Genomic DNA, 15,554 nt, shown 5'->3' with positions numbered 1-15,554 from the left:
ACTGAGTGGAAAAGTTATCTGCTCAACGGAAAAACATCGTGGGTGCGGCGGCCGGTCGCTGTCAACCGTGGAAGGCTTTTCCACTCAGTGGTAACTTGCCGCCGTGAGCGGCAGCGAGGTACCCACGGACGTGGTCGGACGGGCGGTCAGGCTGCTCGTCCTGGTCGGCGAGCACCCGCACGGCATCACCCTGTCCGCGCTGGCCCGCGCCGGCGGCGTCCCCGTCAGCACGGCCCACCGGCTGGTCAACTCCCTCTGCCGCGAGGGCCTGGTGGAGTTCGAGGCCGACGGCAAGCGCTACAAACCGGGTCTCGGACTCTTCCGGCTCGGCCAACAGGCCGGACAGGTGTACGGCTTCGCCGGCACCGCCCTCCCCGTGATGCAGCGCGTGACCCGGCAGACCGAGGAAGCCACCCTGATGTCCGTCCTCGACGGCACCCGGCACCTGTACGTGCACTATGTGGACGGCCCCCTCCCGGTCGGCGTCCGCAGCGACCCGGGCCACCACGGCCCGCTGCACTGCACCTCGATGGGCAAGGTCCTGATGGCCTTCGCCCCCGCCGACGTACGCGCGGACCTCCTGGACCGTGTCGAACTCACCCCGCACGGACCGAACACCGTCACCGACCGCGCCGAACTGCGCGCCCATGTCGCCCGCGCCGCCGAGCTCGGCTACGCCACGGCCGACGAGGAGCACCACGCCGGCCTGCGCGCCGTGGCGGTGCCGATCCTGCGCCCCGACGGCACCGTCTTCGCCGCCCTCTCCACCGCCGCGCCCGCCTTCCGCCGCGACCTGGACGACCTGGTCGCCATGGTGCCGCTGCTGCGGTCGGCGGCGGCCGAGCTGGGCGTCCGGCTGCCGGCCCGTTGACCCTGGCCCCCGTCTGCGGTGAACTGCCCGGCATCGGGGGCGAGTTCACGGCTGAGAGGGCTGACGGACATGGCAGACCCGGACCGGAGGCGCACCGGACCGCTCGACGGGAAGACCGCACTGGTCACCGGGGCCGGCACCGGCATCGGCCGGGCGACGGCCCTGATGCTCGCCGAGGAGGGCGCGACGGTGGTCCTCGCCGGACGGCGGCCCCACCTCCTGGACGAGGTGGCCGCCACCGTCACCGCCGCCGGGGGCACGGCGCTCGCCCGCCCGACCCATGTCGAGGACGCGGACGACGTGGCGGGGCTGATCCGCTGGACCCGGGACACGGCGGGCCCCGTCGACGTCCTCGTCAACAACGCGGGGGCGGCCGGCCGGGTCGGCGACGTCCGCCGGCTCGGCGAGGACGAGTGGCACGCCGTGGTCGACGTCAACCTCACCGCGGTCTATCTGCTGGCCCGGGCCGTCCTCCCGGACATGCTGGAGCGCGGCGGCGGCTCGATCATCACGATCTCCTCGCTCGCCGCCGTACGGCCGACCCCACTCGGGGGAGCCCCGTACGGCGCGGCGAAGGCGGGCGTGCGCAACTTCATGGCCTATCTGCGCAACACCTACCGCGACGACCTGATCCGCGCCACCTGCGTCCTCCCGGGCGAGGTCGACACCCCGGTCCTGGACAGCCGCCCGGAACCGCCGAGCGCGGAGCGCCGCGCCGCCATGGTGCTACCGGAGGACGTGGCCCGCGCCGTACTGCTGTGCGCCACGCTCCCCCCGCGCACGGTCGTCGAGGAACTCGTCATCGCCCCTACGGTGTCGGCCCGGACCGGGGGCCGACCGGCGCCAGAGCCGCCGCGGCCGTCTTGAACAGCGGCTGCTTCGAGGCGGGGTCCCAGGCGGTGAGGGTGGTCTCGTTCGCCGCCCGGGGCGGTGACTTCTCGTCGGGACCCACCCCGGAGGGCGTGTCCCAGTAGCCGTAGTGGAACGGCACGAACAGCACACCGGGACGTACGTCCGTCAGCCGGAGCCGCCCGCGCAGGGGCACCACGCCGGGTGCGCACCTCGGGCCGCCGTGGAGGTGCACAGCCGGGTGTTCCCGTCGAGGAGTTCCCGTGAACGGCTCACCACCCGGTCCATCGCCGTGGCCCAGTCGGTCTCGACCAGTTCCCCGCCCGGACCGCCCTGCCGGACCAGCGGCCTGGTCAAGCGGTCGGGGGAGCAGTTCGCCTGCCGGCCGAAGAGGTCCTTCGGCTCCGGCCTGCCGCGGTTGACGCGGTCCACGGCCCTGCCCCGCACCCCGGCGATACGGCGGTCGACGATCGCGATGTCCATGGCGTCGCCGTCGGAGTGCAGCAGCGACGCGGTCCGCACCCACCGCCGCACCGTCTCGGGCCGTACGCCGTCTGAACCGTGCGCTCCGCGGTCGGGGCGGGTACCCGGGCGCGGCCTCGGCTGACGGAGGACCCAGCGGACATGGGAACGGCCGGGCCGGCCCCGTGAGGAGCCGGCCCGGCCGCCGTGACCGGTCGATCAGGTCGGTCGGACCAGGCAGGTCAGACCAGGTCGAACCGGTCCAGGTCGGAGACCTTGGCCCAGGCCGCGACGAAGTCCTTCACGAACTTCTCCTTGGCGTCGTCGCTCGCGTAGACCTCGGCGAGGGCGCGCAGCTCGGAGTTGGAGCCGAAGACGAGGTCGGCACGGGTGCCGGTCCACTTGACCTCGCCGGTGTCCGCGTCACGGCCCTCGAAGAGGGTCTGGTCGGCGGAGGTGGACTTCCACGTCGTGCCCAGGTCGAGCAGGTTGACGAAGAAGTCGTTGGTGAGGACGCCCGGGGTGTCGGTGAAGACACCGTGCGTGGACTGGGCGTGGTTGGCGCCCAGGACGCGCAGACCACCGACGAGGACCGTCAGCTCGGGGGCGCTCAGCGAGAGCAGGTTCGCCCGGTCGATCAGCAGGTACTCGGCGGGGAGGCGGTTGCCCTTGCCCTGGTAGTTGCGGAAGCCGTCGGCCGCCGGCTCCAGCGCGGCGAAGGACTCGGCGTCCGTGTGCTCCTCGGTCGCGTCCACCCGGCCCGGGGTGAAGGGCACCTCGACCGCGTGGCCGGCGTCCTTGGCGGCCTTCTCGACCGCGGCGGCACCGCCGAGGACGATCAGGTCGGCCAGGGAGACCTTCTTGGCACCGGAGTTGAACTCCGCCTGCACGCCCTCCAGGACGCTCAGGACGTGACGCAGATCGTCCGGGTTGTTGACCTCCCAGCCGCGCTGGGGCTCCAGGCGGATCCGGGCACCGTTGGCGCCGCCGCGCTTGTCGCTGGAGCGGAAGGTGGAGGCCGACGCCCACGCGGTGGACACCAGCTGCGAGACGGACAGACCCGAGGCGAGCAGCTTGCTCTTGAGCGCCGCGATGTCGGCCGCGTCGATGACCTGGCCCTCGGCCTCCGGCAGCGGGTCCTGCCAGATCAGGGTCTCCGCCGGGACCTCCGGGCCGAGGTACAGCGACTTCGGGCCCATGTCACGGTGGGTCAGCTTGAACCAGGCGCGGGCGAAGGCGTCCGCGAACTGGTCGGGGTTCTCGTGGAAGCGCTTGGAGATCTCGCCGTAGATCGGGTCGAAGCGCAGCGAGAGGTCGGTGGTGAGCATCGTGGGGAGCTTCTTGGCGTCGCTGTGGGCGTCGGGGATGATCGCCTGCGCGTCCTTGGCCACCCACTGGTTGGCGCCGGCGGGGCTCTGGGTGAGCTCCCACTCGTAGCCGAAGAGGATGTCGAAGAAGTCGTTGCTCCACTGGGTGGGCTTGGTGGTCCAGGTGACCTCCAGGCCGGAGGTGATGGCGTCGCCGCCCTTGCCCGTGCCGTAGGTGGACTTCCAGCCGAGGCCCTGCTGCTCCATGGTGGCGGCCTCGGGGTCGTCGCCCACGTTGTCCGCGGGGCCGGCGCCGTGGGTCTTGCCGAAGGTGTGGCCACCGGCGATGAGGGCGACGGTCTCCTCGTCGTTCATCGCCATCCGGCGGAAGGTCTCACGGATGTCGCGGGCCGCGGCGAGCGGGTCCGGGTTGCCGTTCGGGCCCTCGGGGTTGACGTAGATCAGGCCCATCTGGACGGCGCCGAGCGGGTTCTCCAGCTCGCGGTCGCCGCTGTAGCGCTGGTCGTCCAGCCAGGTGGTCTCGGGACCCCAGTAGACGTCCTCGTCGGCCTCCCAGACGTCGGCGCGGCCGCCGGCGAAGCCGAAGGTCTCGAAGCCCATCTGCTCCAGGGCGACGTTGCCGGTGAGGATCATGAGGTCGGCCCAGGAGATGGACTGGCCGTACTTCTTCTTCACCGGCCACAGCAGACGGCGGGCCTTGTCCAGGTTGCCGTTGTCCGGCCAGCTGTTCAGCGGCGCGAAGCGCTGCTGGCCGCGGCCGCCACCGCCGCGGCCGTCGTGGATGCGGTAGGTGCCGGCGCTGTGCCAGGCCATCCGGACCATCAGCGGGCCGTAGTTGCCGAAGTCGGCGGGCCACCAGTCCTGCGAGGTGGTCAGCACCTCCGCGATGTCCTGTTTCACGGCCGCGAGGTCGAGGCTGCCGAACGCCTCGGCGTAGTCGAACGTCTCGCCGAGGGGGTTCGCGACGACGGGGTCCTTGGCGAGGATCTTCAGGTTGAGCCGCTCCGGCCACCACTGACGGTTCCCGCCGCCCTGGGTCGGGTGCGCGGCGCGCCCGTGGGCGACGGGGCAGCCTCCCGTCTCCTCGGGCTTCGCGTCGGTGACGATCGCGTCGTGGTTCTCGGTCATCGGGGGAGTCCTTCCGAAAAACGGGGGTGGATCACGGTGCTGAACTGCCGGCTGTGGAGCATGAGGGGCACTGGCCCCAGTAGATGACCTCGGCCTCGTCGATCGCGAAGCCGCGGTCGTCGGAGGCGGTCAGACACGGGGCGTGCCCGACCGCGCAGTCGACGTCGACCACGACGCCGCACGAGCGGCACACGAGGTGGTGGTGGTTGTCCCCGACACGGCCCTCGTACAGGGCCGGGCTGCCGGGTGGTTCGAGGCGGCGCACGAGTCCCGCGCCGGTGAGCGCGTTCAGCGCTTCGTACACGGCCTGGAGAGAGATGTGGCCGACACGGTCGCGCACGCCCGAGGCGATCGCCTCGACGCCGAGGTGGTCGCCCCTCCGGACGGTCTCCAGCAGCGCCACGCGCGCGGCCGTCACCCGCAGGCCGGCACCGCGCAGCTCCTCGGCGGTGTTCGGGGGCTGGGATGCGGTCATGGCGACCAACCTACCCTCATAAACACGAACAGTTCAAGAAAACGAACCGTGCAAGTTTTGGGGTGGCTCCGCGGCCGGGCGACGACATCGCCCCAGGGGATCAGCCCAAGGTGAGCAGCAGGATCGCGATCAACGCTCCGACGAGCCCCGCCGTCTGCCGGAAGTTCACCCGTTCGTGGAGCAGGGTCAGGCCGAGGACCGTGGGGACGGCCGGATACAGGGACGCCAGGACGACCACCACGGAGACCAGCTGCCGCTGGGCCGCCCAGAGGTAGAGGATCAACGCGAGCGCGGCCCCGCGCCGATCGCGGCGGCCGACGCCCACACCGTCACCGGCTGCCGGAACCGTCCCGCCCGCCGCCACAGCCCCGGTGCGAGCAGGACCGCCGCCGCCGGCCGCCCCGCGACCATCGGCCACACCCCGCTCCCCGCACCGGCCTGGGCCGGCCCGAGGTACTGCACCGCGACACCCACACTGGCGAGCAGCCCGTCCAGGGCCGCGCCCGCCCGGAACCCGGGCACCCCGCCGCCGCTCCCGGCCCGCGTCGCGGAGGCGTCACCGTGCCGGACCCCGGCCGGCTCCGCCCGGCTGTCGGGGCCGCCGCCGTACGACACCAGCCACAGCGCGGGCACCGTGAGGCAGATGCCCAGCCAGGTCGCACCGGCCGGCCGGTCACCGAGGTGGAGGACACCGCACAGCACGGACAGCGCGACCCCGGTGAGCGCGCTGACCGGCATCACCACGGTCATGCCGCCCCGGCTCAGACCCCGGTTCGGATACGTCATCGCCACCGCGCTCCCGAGGCCGGAGAGCGCACCCCAGGTCACGTCCACGCCCCGCACGTCCGGCGCCGGCACCGCGAACGCCACCACCAGTGCCGGCAGCAGGCCGCCCGTCTGGCCCAACAGCGTGACCACGGCGAAGTGCGCCCGGCGGGACAGCAGCCCGCCGGCGAAGTCGACGATGCCGTACAGCGCGGCGGACGCGAGCGCGAGAAAGGCGGCCATTCGTCCGTGGGTGCCCGCGGAAGCCCATCCATGGTGCGTCGGGGGCGGGAGGGGTACCCGGAAGCGGCCCGAGCGGTGCACGACCCCCGCGCGGCGCTCGGGCTCCGTCGAGCGCCGCGGCCCCGGCGAAGCGCTCCGGCCGGGCCGCCCGCCCAAGGAGGTGCCCCCGGATGAGCCCCATCGAGCACGCGAGCCCTACCGATGCGCCTGCCCCGGACGCGCGGGCCTACGACGCCGAGCCGTTCCTGCCGAGCCGCGGCGGCCTCCCCGCGCACCGCCGGGCCGCGGCCGACTGCCGAGGCTGCCCCCTGCACGAGGACGCCACCCGGACCGTCTTCGGCAAGGGGGACCGATCCGCCCGTCTCCTGCTCGTGGGCGAGCAGCCCGGGGACCAGGAGGACAGACAGGGCGAGCCCTTCGTCGGCCCCGCCGGGCGGCTGCTGCGGCGCGCCCTCGACGAGGCCGGGATCGACTGGGACGCGACCTATGTGACCAACGCGGTCAAGCACTTCAAGTTCACCCGGCCCCCGGGCGGCGGCAGACGCCGTATCCACAAGGCGCCCGAACTGCGCGAGGTAGCCGCCTGCCGCCCCTGGCTGCTCGCCGAACTCCGCCTGGTCCGGCCCGAGATCGTGGTGGCCCTAGGGCCTGTCTGACAATTCCCGTCTGCCTCGCGACGCCATGCATGCCCTCTCGCCGCACCGGGCACAGACCCAAGTACATCCAGTACGTGGGCCTGTGCCCGGCACGCCGAGAGCACGTGCCTGACGCCGCGAGGCCGCCCTCCGGGCGACGACGGGAATTGTCAGACAGGCCCTAGGCGCCACCGCCGGCAAGGCCCTGCTCGGCGGCTCCTTCCGGGTCACCAAGGACCGCGGCGCGCTGCTGCCCCTGCCCGCCGAGGAGGCGGAGGGGGCGCGCGTCGTCGCCACCCTGCACCCCTCCGCCGTACTCCGCGCCGACGACCGCGACGCCGCGTACGCGGGCCTGGTCTCCGACCTCAGGGTGGCCGCCGAGGCGTTGGCGGAGGATGGACCGCGATCTCGAAGCTAGTGCCGGGTCAGGCAACGTTCGCCCCGTCGCGACGCCCGGCACGCCCTCTCGCCGCACCGGCCGAAAACCCAAGTACATCCAGTACGAGGGCTTTCGGCCGGCACACCGAGAGCACGCACCGGACGCCGCTCCTTGACGGGCAAACGTTGCCTGACGCGGCACTAGCCCTGGCCGTCACCCCCGGTCACCAGGACGACCTCCAGGGTGCGCGGGCCGTGGACCCCCTCCACCCGGTCCAGTTCGATGTCGCTGGTGGCGGACGGGCCCGAGATCCACGTCAACGGGCGGGTCGGGTCCAGGAGTTCGATGGCCTGCGGCACCGACGACACGACCTGGTCCGGCACGCGGACGACGCAGATGTGGTGGTCGGGCACCAGGGTGATCCGGCGGCGGCCCTGGTCGGGGGAGCCGTCCAGCACGATCGTGCCGGTCTCGGCGATCGCGAGCGCGCAGGCGGTCACGACGCTGTCGACCCCGTCCAACTCGTGCGCGGTGCTCTCGCCCCGGTCCGGCACCCGTGTCAGGTCGGTCGCCGACAGCCACTCCTCGCGCAGCGCCGGCGGCACCAGCACCGTCTTCGAGCCGTGCGCGCGCAACAGCCCGGCGATCACCTCCGCGAGCCCGTCCGCGTCCGTGCGGTGCACGCGCGCCCGGTAGTCCGCCAGGTTCTCGGCCAGCAACTCCACCGTCTCGGCCGGGCTCAGCCCGCCGTGCTCACGGAGATAGCCCCGCTGGACGGCCTGCTCGTACTGGGGGTCCCTCCCAGGCCCTTCAGGCACTGGGGGAGCGTCGTCCTGGCGTACGTCGGCGAGGGCGCGCCGCACCCGCCCCAGGATCAGATCCCTGCTGCTCACTTGCCCGTGTCCTTTCCGCCGTCGGTCCGCTGCCACCAGTCGCGGAACGGCTCGGGGGGCAGCGCCGGAAGATCGCGGCTGGCGCTCCACGCCTTGCCGGGGCCCGGCAGCGTGCGCGGATGGAAGCGCCGCGTGCGGGACGCGAGCCGCTGCCCGGTGCGCAGTGCGCCGGGGTGGCCGAACGCCCACCGCGCCGCGCGCATCGCCGCCCGTTCGGCCGCGTGCCCCTTCGTGGGCTTGAGGACGACCTTGTTGCCGTTCTCCGTCACAGGTCCGCCCTGGGCGACCCGCTCCCGCAGATGCACCAGCACCTCGGGGATGTCGATGGCGACCGGGCACACCTCGTAACAGGCGCCGCACAGCGAGGAGGCGTACGGCAGCGAGGAGTCGATCTCGCTTCCCGTGCCCCGGAGCTGCGGGCTGAGGATGGCGCCGATCGGGCCGGGGTACACCGAGCCGTACGCATGGCCGCCCGCCCGCTCGTACACCGGGCAGACGTTGAGACAGGCCGAGCAGCGGATGCAGCGCAGGGCCTGGCGGCCGACCTCGTCGGCGAGCGTGTCGGTGCGGCCGTTGTCGATGAGGACCAGGTGGAAGGTCTGCGGCCCGTCCTCGTCGGTCGTGCCCGTCCAGGTGGAGGTGTACGGGTTCATCCGCTCGGCGGTGGAGGAGCGGGGGAGGGTCTGGAGGAACACCTCCAGGTCCTGCCAGGTCGGCACGATCTTCTCGATGCCGACGACCGAGATCAGCGTCTCGGGGAGGGTGAGGCACATCCGGCCGTTGCCCTCGGACTCCACGACCACCAGCGTGCCGGTGTCCGCGACCATGAAGTTGGCGCCGGAGACACCGACCTTGGCCCGCAGGAACTTCTCCCGCAGATGCAGCCGCGCGGCCTCCGCCAGTTCGGCCGGTGTGTCGGTCAGACCCTCGGGGGCGGGGCGCCCCCACTCGCTCATCTCGCGGGTGAAGATGTCCCGGATCTCGCCCCGGTTGCGGTGGATCGCCGGGACGAGGATGTGCGAGGGCCGGTCCTTGCCCAACTGCACGATGAGTTCGGCGAGATCGGTCTCGTAGGCGTGGATGCCCTCGGCCTCCAGCGCCTCGTTCAGCCCGATCTCCTGCGTGGCCATCGACTTGACCTTGACGACCTCGCTCTCGCCGGTCGCCTTGACGAGATAGGTGACGATCCGGTTGGCCTCGTCCGCGTCGGCGGCCCAGTGGACCGTGCCGCCCGCCGCCGTCACCGACTCCTCCAACTGCACGAGGTACCGGTCGAGATGACGGAGCGTGTGGTCCTTGATCTGCTTGCCGGCCTCGCGCAGCTCCGCCCAGTCGGACACCTCCGCGACCGCGGTCGCGCGTTTGGCGCGGATGGTGTGGGTGGCGTGGCGCAGGTTCCCGCGCAGGGTCGTGTTGTGGACGGCCTCGTGCGCGGCCTTCGGGAACGCCGGCATGCCGACGAACGTCCCGCTCATACCAGCGGCTCCTCTTCCGTGCTCGCCAGGATCTCCGCGATGTGGACGGGCCTCACGGCCGTCCGCAGCCGCGTCATCGTGCCGCCGATGTGCATCAGACACGAGTTGTCGGCCGCGCACAGCACCTCGGCGCCCGTCGACTCGGCGTTGCGCACCTTGTCCGCGCCCATCGCCGCCGAGACGTCGGAGTTCTTCACGGCGAACGTACCGCCGAAGCCGCAGCACTCGTCGGCACCCGGCAGCTCCAGCAGTTCCAGCCCCTTCACGGCCTGGAGCAGCCGCCGGGGCCGCTCACCGAGGCCGAGGCTCCGCAGCCCGTGACAGGTCGGGTGGTAGGTCACCTTGTGCGGGTAGTACGCGCCGACGTCCGTCACGCCCAGCACGTCCACCAGGAACTCGGTCAGCTCGTACGTCTTCGGCACGACCGGCGCCAGCGTCCGCGCCAGACCGTCCCCGCGTCCCTCCGCCCGCGCCCGCTCGCCCATCCGCGGGTACAGCTCCCGCACCATCGCCCCGCAGGAGCCGGACGGCGTCACGATCGCCTCGTAATCCTGGAATACATCGGAGAACTTCCGGGCCAGAGGCTCGGCCTCGTGACGGTACCCGGTGTTGTAGTGCGCCTGTCCACAGCACGTCTGACCCATCGGGAAGTCGACGTCGACACCCAGCCTGGTCAGCAGTTTCACCACGGCCCTGCCGGTGTCGGGATAGAGCGTGTCGTTGACACAGGTCAGGAACAGGGCGACACGCATCGCGGCTCCTTGGGGGTCGGTCATCGGATGAGTGCAGAGTACGACGCGCGTACGCGAAGAGCGAGGGGTCCCGCGCGACGATCGGCGGGGACGGGCGAATCCGCACGCCGATCGTCGCCGGGGGCGGCCCCGTCGGCGGAGGTCCCGCTCACCTCCCGGCGAGCCGGGCCTCCGCCGCGTGCCAGGCTTCCGGGTCGCCCTGCGGCTCGTACCGCACCAGCGGCTGGGTGCGGGCGAGCAGCCGCCGCATCGCGGCGCGGTCGCCGACCAGGCCGTGGGTGCGGGCCTGGACGAGGACGTTGCCCAGGGCCGCGGCCTCCGCCGGTCCGGCCACCACCGGCAGCCCGCAGGCGTCGGCGGTGAGCTGGCAGAGCAGGGCGTTGCGGGTGCCGCCGCCCACGATGTGGACGACGTCGACGGGGTGGTCGGCCAGCGCCTGGGCCTCGGCCACGGCCCGCCGGTGGGCGAGGGCGAGCGAGTCCAGGATGCACCGGGTGATCTCGGCGGGCGTCTGTGGGACGGGCTGCCCCGACTCCCGGCACGCCTCGGCGATCCGCTCGGGCATCCGGCCGGGCGCGAGGAACACCGAGTCCCCGGCGTCCACCACGGACCGCAGCGCGGGCACCGCGGCGGCGGACCGCAGCAGTTCTCCGAGATCGGGGTCCCCCCACGCCCGTACGCACTCCTGCAGCAGCCACAGCCCCATGATGTTCCGGAGGTAACGGACCGTGCCGTCGAGCCCCAGCTCATTGGTGAAGTTGGCCGCCCGGCTCGCCTCGGTCAGCACCGGGGCGTCCAGCTCCAGACCGGCCAGCGACCAGGTCCCGGTGCAGATGTACGCGAACCGCTCCCCGGTCGCCGGCACGGCCGCCACCGCCGAGGCGGTGTCGTGCGACCCGACCGCCGTCACCGGGACCGGACCGGAGAGGCCGGCTGCCTCCAGGACCTCGGGCCGCAGCAGGCCCGCCGGGTCACCGGGCTGCCGCAGCGGGGCGAACAGACCGAGGTCGATGCCCAGCCGGTCCGCGACGTCCCGCGACCACGCACGGGTCCGCGGGTCGATCAGCTGCGTGGTGGAGGCGTTGGTCAGCTCGGTGCCCTGCTCCCCGGTCAGCCAGTACGTCAGCAGGTCGGGGATCAGCAGCAACCGCTCGGCATGGGCGAACTGGGCGGACGACCGGGCGGCGACCAGCTGGTACAGCGTGTTGAAGGGCGCGTACTGCAACCCGGTCGCCGCGTACAGCTCGGCGGCGGGCACGGTCGTCCACACCTTCTCCGCGACACCCTCGGTCCGGGCGTCCCGGTAGTGCGCCGGATTGCCGAGCAGGGCGCCGTCCGCGTCCAGCAGTCCGTAGTCGACGGCCCAGCTGTCGATCCCGACGGAGTCCACCCGCCCGTCGCCGAGGGCGCCGGCTGCCTTCAGTCCGTCGAGCACTCCCGCGTACAGCGACAGCACGTCCCAGCGCAGCCCCTCGGGGGTGCGCACCGGCCGGTTGGGGAACCGGTGCGCCTCGACGAGCTCCAGCGAGTCCCGGCCCGCGCGGCCGACCATGACGCGCCCGCTGGACGCACCGAGGTCGACCGCCGCGTACGACTTCACGGACCCGCCGGTCGCACGCGCGCTCATCGGAGGAAGGCGGCGGCCACGCCGGCGTCGACCGGGACGTGCAGACCGGTGGTGTGCGTCAGCTCCCCGCCGGTCAGCGCGAACACCGCGTTCGCCACGTGCTCCGGCAGCACCTCGCGCTTGAGGATGGTCCGCTGGGCGTAGAACTCGCCGAGCTTCTCCTCCTCGATCCCGTAGGTCGCCGCGCGCTGGGCGCCCCAGCCGGCCGCGAAGATCCCCGAACCGCGCACCACACCGTCGGGGTTGACCCCGTTGACGCGGATGCCGTGCTCACCCAGCTCGGCGGCCAGCAGCCGCACCTGGTGCGCCTGGTCGGCCTTGGTGGCGGAGTAGGCGATGTTGTTGGGTCCGGCGAAGACGGCGTTCTTCGAGGCGATGTAGACGATGTCGCCGCCCAGGCCCTGCGCGATCATCACGCGGGCCGCCTCGCGCGAGACGAGGAACGAGCCGCGGGCCATGATGTCGTGCTGGAGGTCCCAGTCCTTGGCCGAGGTCTCCAGCAGCGGCTTGGAGATCGAGATGCCCGCGTTGTTGACGACGAGATCGACTCCGCCGAAGGCCAGCGCGGCGGCCTTGAACGCCTCGGCGATCTGCCCCTCGTCCGTCACGTCGACGGTCACGGCGACGGCCTTGTCCGCCCCGCCCAGCTCCTCGGCGACGGCGGCGGCGTTCTCCGCGTCGAGGTCGGCGACGACGACACAGGCGCCCTCGGACACGAGCCGGTGCGCGATGGCCTTGCCGATCCCGCTGCCCGCACCCGTGACGAGCGCGACCCGGGTCGCCAGCGGCTTCGGCTTCGGCATCCGCTGGAGCTTGGCCTCCTCCAGCGCCCAGTACTCGATGCGGAACTTCTCCGACTCCTCGATCGGCGCGTACGTCGACACCGCCTCGGCGCCCCGCATCACGTTGATCGCGTTGACGTAGAACTCGCCGGCCACCCGCGCGGTCTGCTTGTCCTTGCCGAAGCTGAACATGCCCACGCCCGGGATCAGCACGATCGCCGGGTCGGCGCCGCGCATCGCGGGGGAGTCGGGCTCGGCGTGCCGCTGGTAGTAGGCGGCGTACTCCTCGCGGTACTCGGCGTGCAGCTCCTTCAGCCGGGCGATCGCGGAGTCCAGATCGGCGGTCGGCGGAAGATCCAGGACCAGCGGCCGGACCTTCGTACGCAGGAAGTGGTCGGGGCAGGAGGTCCCCAGGGCCGCGAGCCGCGGGTGCTCGGCTGCGGCCAGGAAGTCGAGGACCACGTCGGAGTCGGTGAAGTGGCCGACCTGCGCCTTGTCCTGCGAGGCGATCGCCCGGACGTACGGGGCGAGGGCGGCGGCCCGCTCACGGCGCTCGGCGGCGCCCAGTGCCTCGTACCCCTCCATGACGGGCCCGAAGGGCTCCGCCTTGCCCTTCTCCGCCAGGAACGCCTCGGCGGTACGGATGATGTGCAGCGAGTTCTTCTCGCACTCCTCGGCGGTGTCGCCCCACGCGGTGATGCCGTGCCCGCCGAGGACGCACCCGATCGACTGCGGGTTGGCTTCCTTGATGGCCGCGATGTCCAGCCCCAGCTGGAAGCCGGGCCGCCGCCACGGCACCCACACCACGCTGTCCCCGAAACACTCGGCGGTCAGCTTCTCCCCGTCGGCCGCGCAGGCGAGCGCGATCCCGGAGTCGGGGTGCAGATGGTCCACGTGCGCGGCGTCGACCAGCCCGTGCATCGCGGTGTCGATCGACGGCGCGGCCCCGCCCTTGCCGTGCAGGCAGTAGTCGAACGCCGCCACCATCTCGTCCTCGCGCTCGAGGCCCGGGTAGACGTCGACGAGCGCCCGCATCCGGTCCAGCCGCAGCACGGCGAGCCCGGCCTCGGTCAGGGTGCCCAGGTCGCCGCCGGACCCCTTCACCCACATCAGCTCCACGTCACCGCCGGTGACGGGGTCGGTGTCGGTGCCCTTGGCGGAGGCGTTGCCGCCGGCGTAGTTGGTGTTCCGGGGATCGGCGCCGAGCCGCCGGGACCGGGCGAGCAGCGCTGCGGCTTCGGGATGGGTTGCCATGTGCGGTCAATCCTTACGGTGAGATGAGTACGGGTTTCTGGGTGACGGGTACGGGGTTCAGCTCGGGGCTCGGGGTGCGTTGCCGGGTGCGGCCCGGTGGGGCTTCTCGCGCAGTTCCCCGCGCCCCTGAAAAGCAGGGGCTGCGCCCCGCGCTTTTCAGGCCCGCAGGGCCGTGGTCTTTCAGGCCCGCAGGGGCCTGGTCTTTTAGGGGCGCGGGGAACTGCGCGAGCAACCCACCACGACCCGCGGCCTGCCACGCACAGTCACCCGGCGGACGAATCGCAGCAGATCAAGCCCCCCAACCCGCCTGCTCTCCCCCCACCCGCTCCTCGACGATCTTCGCCGCCCACCCGGACGCGCGGTACGCCTTCAGCGGCTCGGGGTCCAGCCCCATCTCCTCCCGCACCTCCCGCAGCAACGGCCGCACATCCGTGTTGTACGCGTCCATCACGACCGCGTTGGCCTCCAGCACGTCCCCGGCCTGCTGAGCGGAGCGCAACGCGTCCCCGTCCACCAGCAGCGCCTTCGCCGTGGCCTCCTGCACGTTCATCACGGACCGGATGATCGCCGGGATCTTCGCCTCGATGTTGTGGCACTGGTCGAGCATGAACGCGACCTCGGGGGTGAACCCGCCGCCGCGCACGACCTCGTACATGATCCGGAACAGCTGGAACGGGTCGGCCGCGCCCACCATCAGGTCGTCGTCGGCGTAGAAGCGCGAGTTGAAGTCGAACGCGCCGAGCTTCCCCTCCCGCAGCAGCGTCGCCACGATGAACTCGATGTTGGTGCCCGGCGCGTGGTGCCCGGTGTCGACCACGACCTGAGCCTTCGGGCCGAGCTTCAGGCAGTGGGCGTAGGCGGTGCCCCAGTCCGGCACGTCGGTCGTGTAGAACGCCGGCTCGAAGAACTTGTACTCCAGCAGCATCCGCTGGTCGTCCCCGAGCCGCCCGTAGACCTCGGCGAGGCCCTCGGCCAGCCGGTCCTGGCGCTCACGGATGTCGTCCTGGCCGGGATAGTTCGTCCCGTCCGCGAACCACAGCTTCAGATCGCGCGACCCGGTCGCGTCCATGATGTCGACGCACTCCAGCAGATGGTCGACGGCCTTGCGGCGGATCGCCGCGTCCGGGTGGCAGATGCTGCCCAGCTTGTAGTCGTCGTCCTGGAAGGTGTTGGAGTTGATGGCGCCCAGCTTCACGCCGCGCTCCTCGGCGTGCTTCGCGAGCGCCGCGTAGTCCTCCACCTTGTCCCAGGGGATGTGCAGCGCCACGGTCGGCGCCACGCCCGTGAACTCATGGACCTTGCCGGCGTCGTCCAGCTTCTCCCAGGGGTCGCGGGGGACACCCTGTTGGGCGAACACCTTGAAACGGGTTCCGGAGTTTCCGTACGCCCACGACGGCGTCTCGACGGCCTGGGTCTTGAGGGCGGCCTTCACCGCGGCGAGCTCGGTCACGTCAGGGCTCCTACCGGCTTCGATGTCTGAAACGATTCAGCACGGGAAACTATGAGCGCCACGCCGCACTGTCAACCCCCCAGGTCAACCCGGCTTTCCGTGACCCGGTTGTGACCTCTCATATCGAAAAAATTTCGACCGAAACCCATTGACGTGACCTGCGAGTGATGCCTAACGTCCCGGCAA

Annotated in this window: 13 protein-coding genes and 3 pseudogenes; 4 read left to right on the top strand and 12 right to left on the bottom strand. The window is 72.1% G+C overall.

What is annotated here, in order from left to right; translation table 11 throughout:
• Positions 1 to 103: 103 nt before the first annotated feature.
• The gene (locus tag HW837_RS49910; RefSeq protein WP_045560012.1) at positions 104 to 871 is read left to right on the top strand and encodes an IclR family transcriptional regulator; all 768 of its coding nucleotides are present in this window, start codon (positions 104 to 106) and stop codon (positions 869 to 871) included.
• 69 nt (positions 872 to 940) lie between these two features.
• Positions 941 to 1,738: an SDR family oxidoreductase gene (locus tag HW837_RS48410; RefSeq protein ID WP_193381864.1), complete on the top strand. Its 798-nt coding sequence runs from the start codon at positions 941 to 943 to the stop codon at positions 1,736 to 1,738.
• Here the strand turns inward: HW837_RS48410 and HW837_RS04690 are convergent.
• The 6 genes and pseudogenes from HW837_RS04690 to HW837_RS04670 all read right to left on the bottom strand — a co-directional run bounded on the left by HW837_RS04690 (position 1,680) and on the right by HW837_RS04670 (position 6,121).
• A complete protein-coding gene (locus HW837_RS04690) occupies positions 1,680 to 1,919 on the bottom strand; it encodes a molybdopterin dinucleotide binding domain-containing protein (protein WP_193381863.1) in 240 nt (79 codons plus the stop codon). The genes HW837_RS48410 and HW837_RS04690 overlap by 59 nt on opposite strands.
• Positions 1,892 to 2,254, bottom strand: a pseudogene (locus tag HW837_RS04685) (nitrate reductase); the annotation flags it as partial. The gene HW837_RS04690 and the pseudogene HW837_RS04685, both read right to left, overlap by 28 nt.
• A 170-nt stretch (positions 2,255 to 2,424) precedes the next feature.
• The gene (gene katG, locus HW837_RS04680; RefSeq protein ID WP_045560015.1) at positions 2,425 to 4,638 is read right to left on the bottom strand and encodes a catalase/peroxidase HPI; all 2,214 of its coding nucleotides are present in this window, start codon (positions 4,636 to 4,638) and stop codon (positions 2,425 to 2,427) included.
• 31 nt (positions 4,639 to 4,669) lie between these two features.
• Positions 4,670 to 5,113: a Fur family transcriptional regulator gene (locus HW837_RS04675; RefSeq protein ID WP_045560238.1), complete on the bottom strand. Its 444-nt coding sequence runs from the start codon at positions 5,111 to 5,113 to the stop codon at positions 4,670 to 4,672.
• Positions 5,114 to 5,213: 100 nt separating this feature from the next.
• On the bottom strand, positions 5,214 to 5,396 hold the full coding sequence (locus tag HW837_RS48405; protein ID WP_234442670.1) for an EamA family transporter: 183 nt from the start codon (positions 5,394 to 5,396) through the stop codon (positions 5,214 to 5,216).
• Entirely contained in the window at positions 5,393 to 6,121 is a 729-nt protein-coding gene (locus tag HW837_RS04670) for an EamA family transporter (RefSeq protein ID WP_237270009.1), read from the bottom strand. Before HW837_RS04670 ends, HW837_RS48405 begins: the two co-directional genes overlap by 4 nt.
• A 170-nt stretch (positions 6,122 to 6,291) precedes the next feature.
• Here HW837_RS04670 and HW837_RS04665 point away from each other — a divergent pair.
• Together HW837_RS04665 and HW837_RS48400 are read left to right on the top strand one after the other, a co-directional pair.
• A pseudogene (locus HW837_RS04665) lies at positions 6,292 to 6,768 on the top strand (UdgX family uracil-DNA binding protein); the annotation flags it as partial.
• 166 nt (positions 6,769 to 6,934) lie between these two features.
• Positions 6,935 to 7,174: pseudogene (locus tag HW837_RS48400) on the top strand (UdgX family uracil-DNA binding protein); the annotation flags it as partial.
• Between the two features lie 161 nt (positions 7,175 to 7,335).
• Here the strand turns inward: HW837_RS48400 and HW837_RS04660 are convergent.
• The 6 genes from HW837_RS04660 to rhaI form a co-directional block, all read right to left on the bottom strand.
• Positions 7,336 to 8,028, bottom strand: coding sequence for a LutC/YkgG family protein (locus HW837_RS04660; protein ID WP_045560017.1), 693 nt, complete (start codon positions 8,026 to 8,028; stop codon positions 7,336 to 7,338).
• Entirely contained in the window at positions 8,025 to 9,503 is a 1,479-nt protein-coding gene (locus HW837_RS04655) for a LutB/LldF family L-lactate oxidation iron-sulfur protein (protein WP_193381862.1), read from the bottom strand. The genes HW837_RS04660 and HW837_RS04655 overlap by 4 nt, the downstream gene beginning before the upstream one ends.
• A complete protein-coding gene (locus tag HW837_RS04650; protein ID WP_045560018.1) occupies positions 9,500 to 10,255 on the bottom strand; it encodes a (Fe-S)-binding protein in 756 nt (251 codons plus the stop codon). Before HW837_RS04650 ends, HW837_RS04655 begins: the two co-directional genes overlap by 4 nt.
• Positions 10,256 to 10,403: 148 nt before the next feature.
• Entirely contained in the window at positions 10,404 to 11,882 is a 1,479-nt protein-coding gene (locus tag HW837_RS04645; RefSeq protein WP_196790196.1) for a rhamnulokinase, read from the bottom strand.
• On the bottom strand, positions 11,879 to 13,918 hold the full coding sequence (locus tag HW837_RS04640; RefSeq protein WP_193381861.1) for a bifunctional aldolase/short-chain dehydrogenase: 2,040 nt from the start codon (positions 13,916 to 13,918) through the stop codon (positions 11,879 to 11,881). Before HW837_RS04640 ends, HW837_RS04645 begins: the two co-directional genes overlap by 4 nt.
• 289 nt (positions 13,919 to 14,207) lie before the next feature.
• Positions 14,208 to 15,368, bottom strand: coding sequence for an L-rhamnose isomerase (rhaI, locus tag HW837_RS04635; protein WP_045560021.1), 1,161 nt, complete (start codon positions 15,366 to 15,368; stop codon positions 14,208 to 14,210).
• Positions 15,369 to 15,554: the final 186 nt, after the last annotated feature.

The sequence above is a fragment of the Streptomyces caniscabiei genome (genome assembly GCF_014930365.1).
Classification (GTDB): Bacteria; Actinomycetota; Actinomycetes; order Streptomycetales; family Streptomycetaceae; genus Streptomyces; species Streptomyces caniscabiei.
The sequence above is the reverse complement of the archived record's forward strand: the minus strand, read 5'-3'. Positions and strand labels throughout refer to the sequence as shown.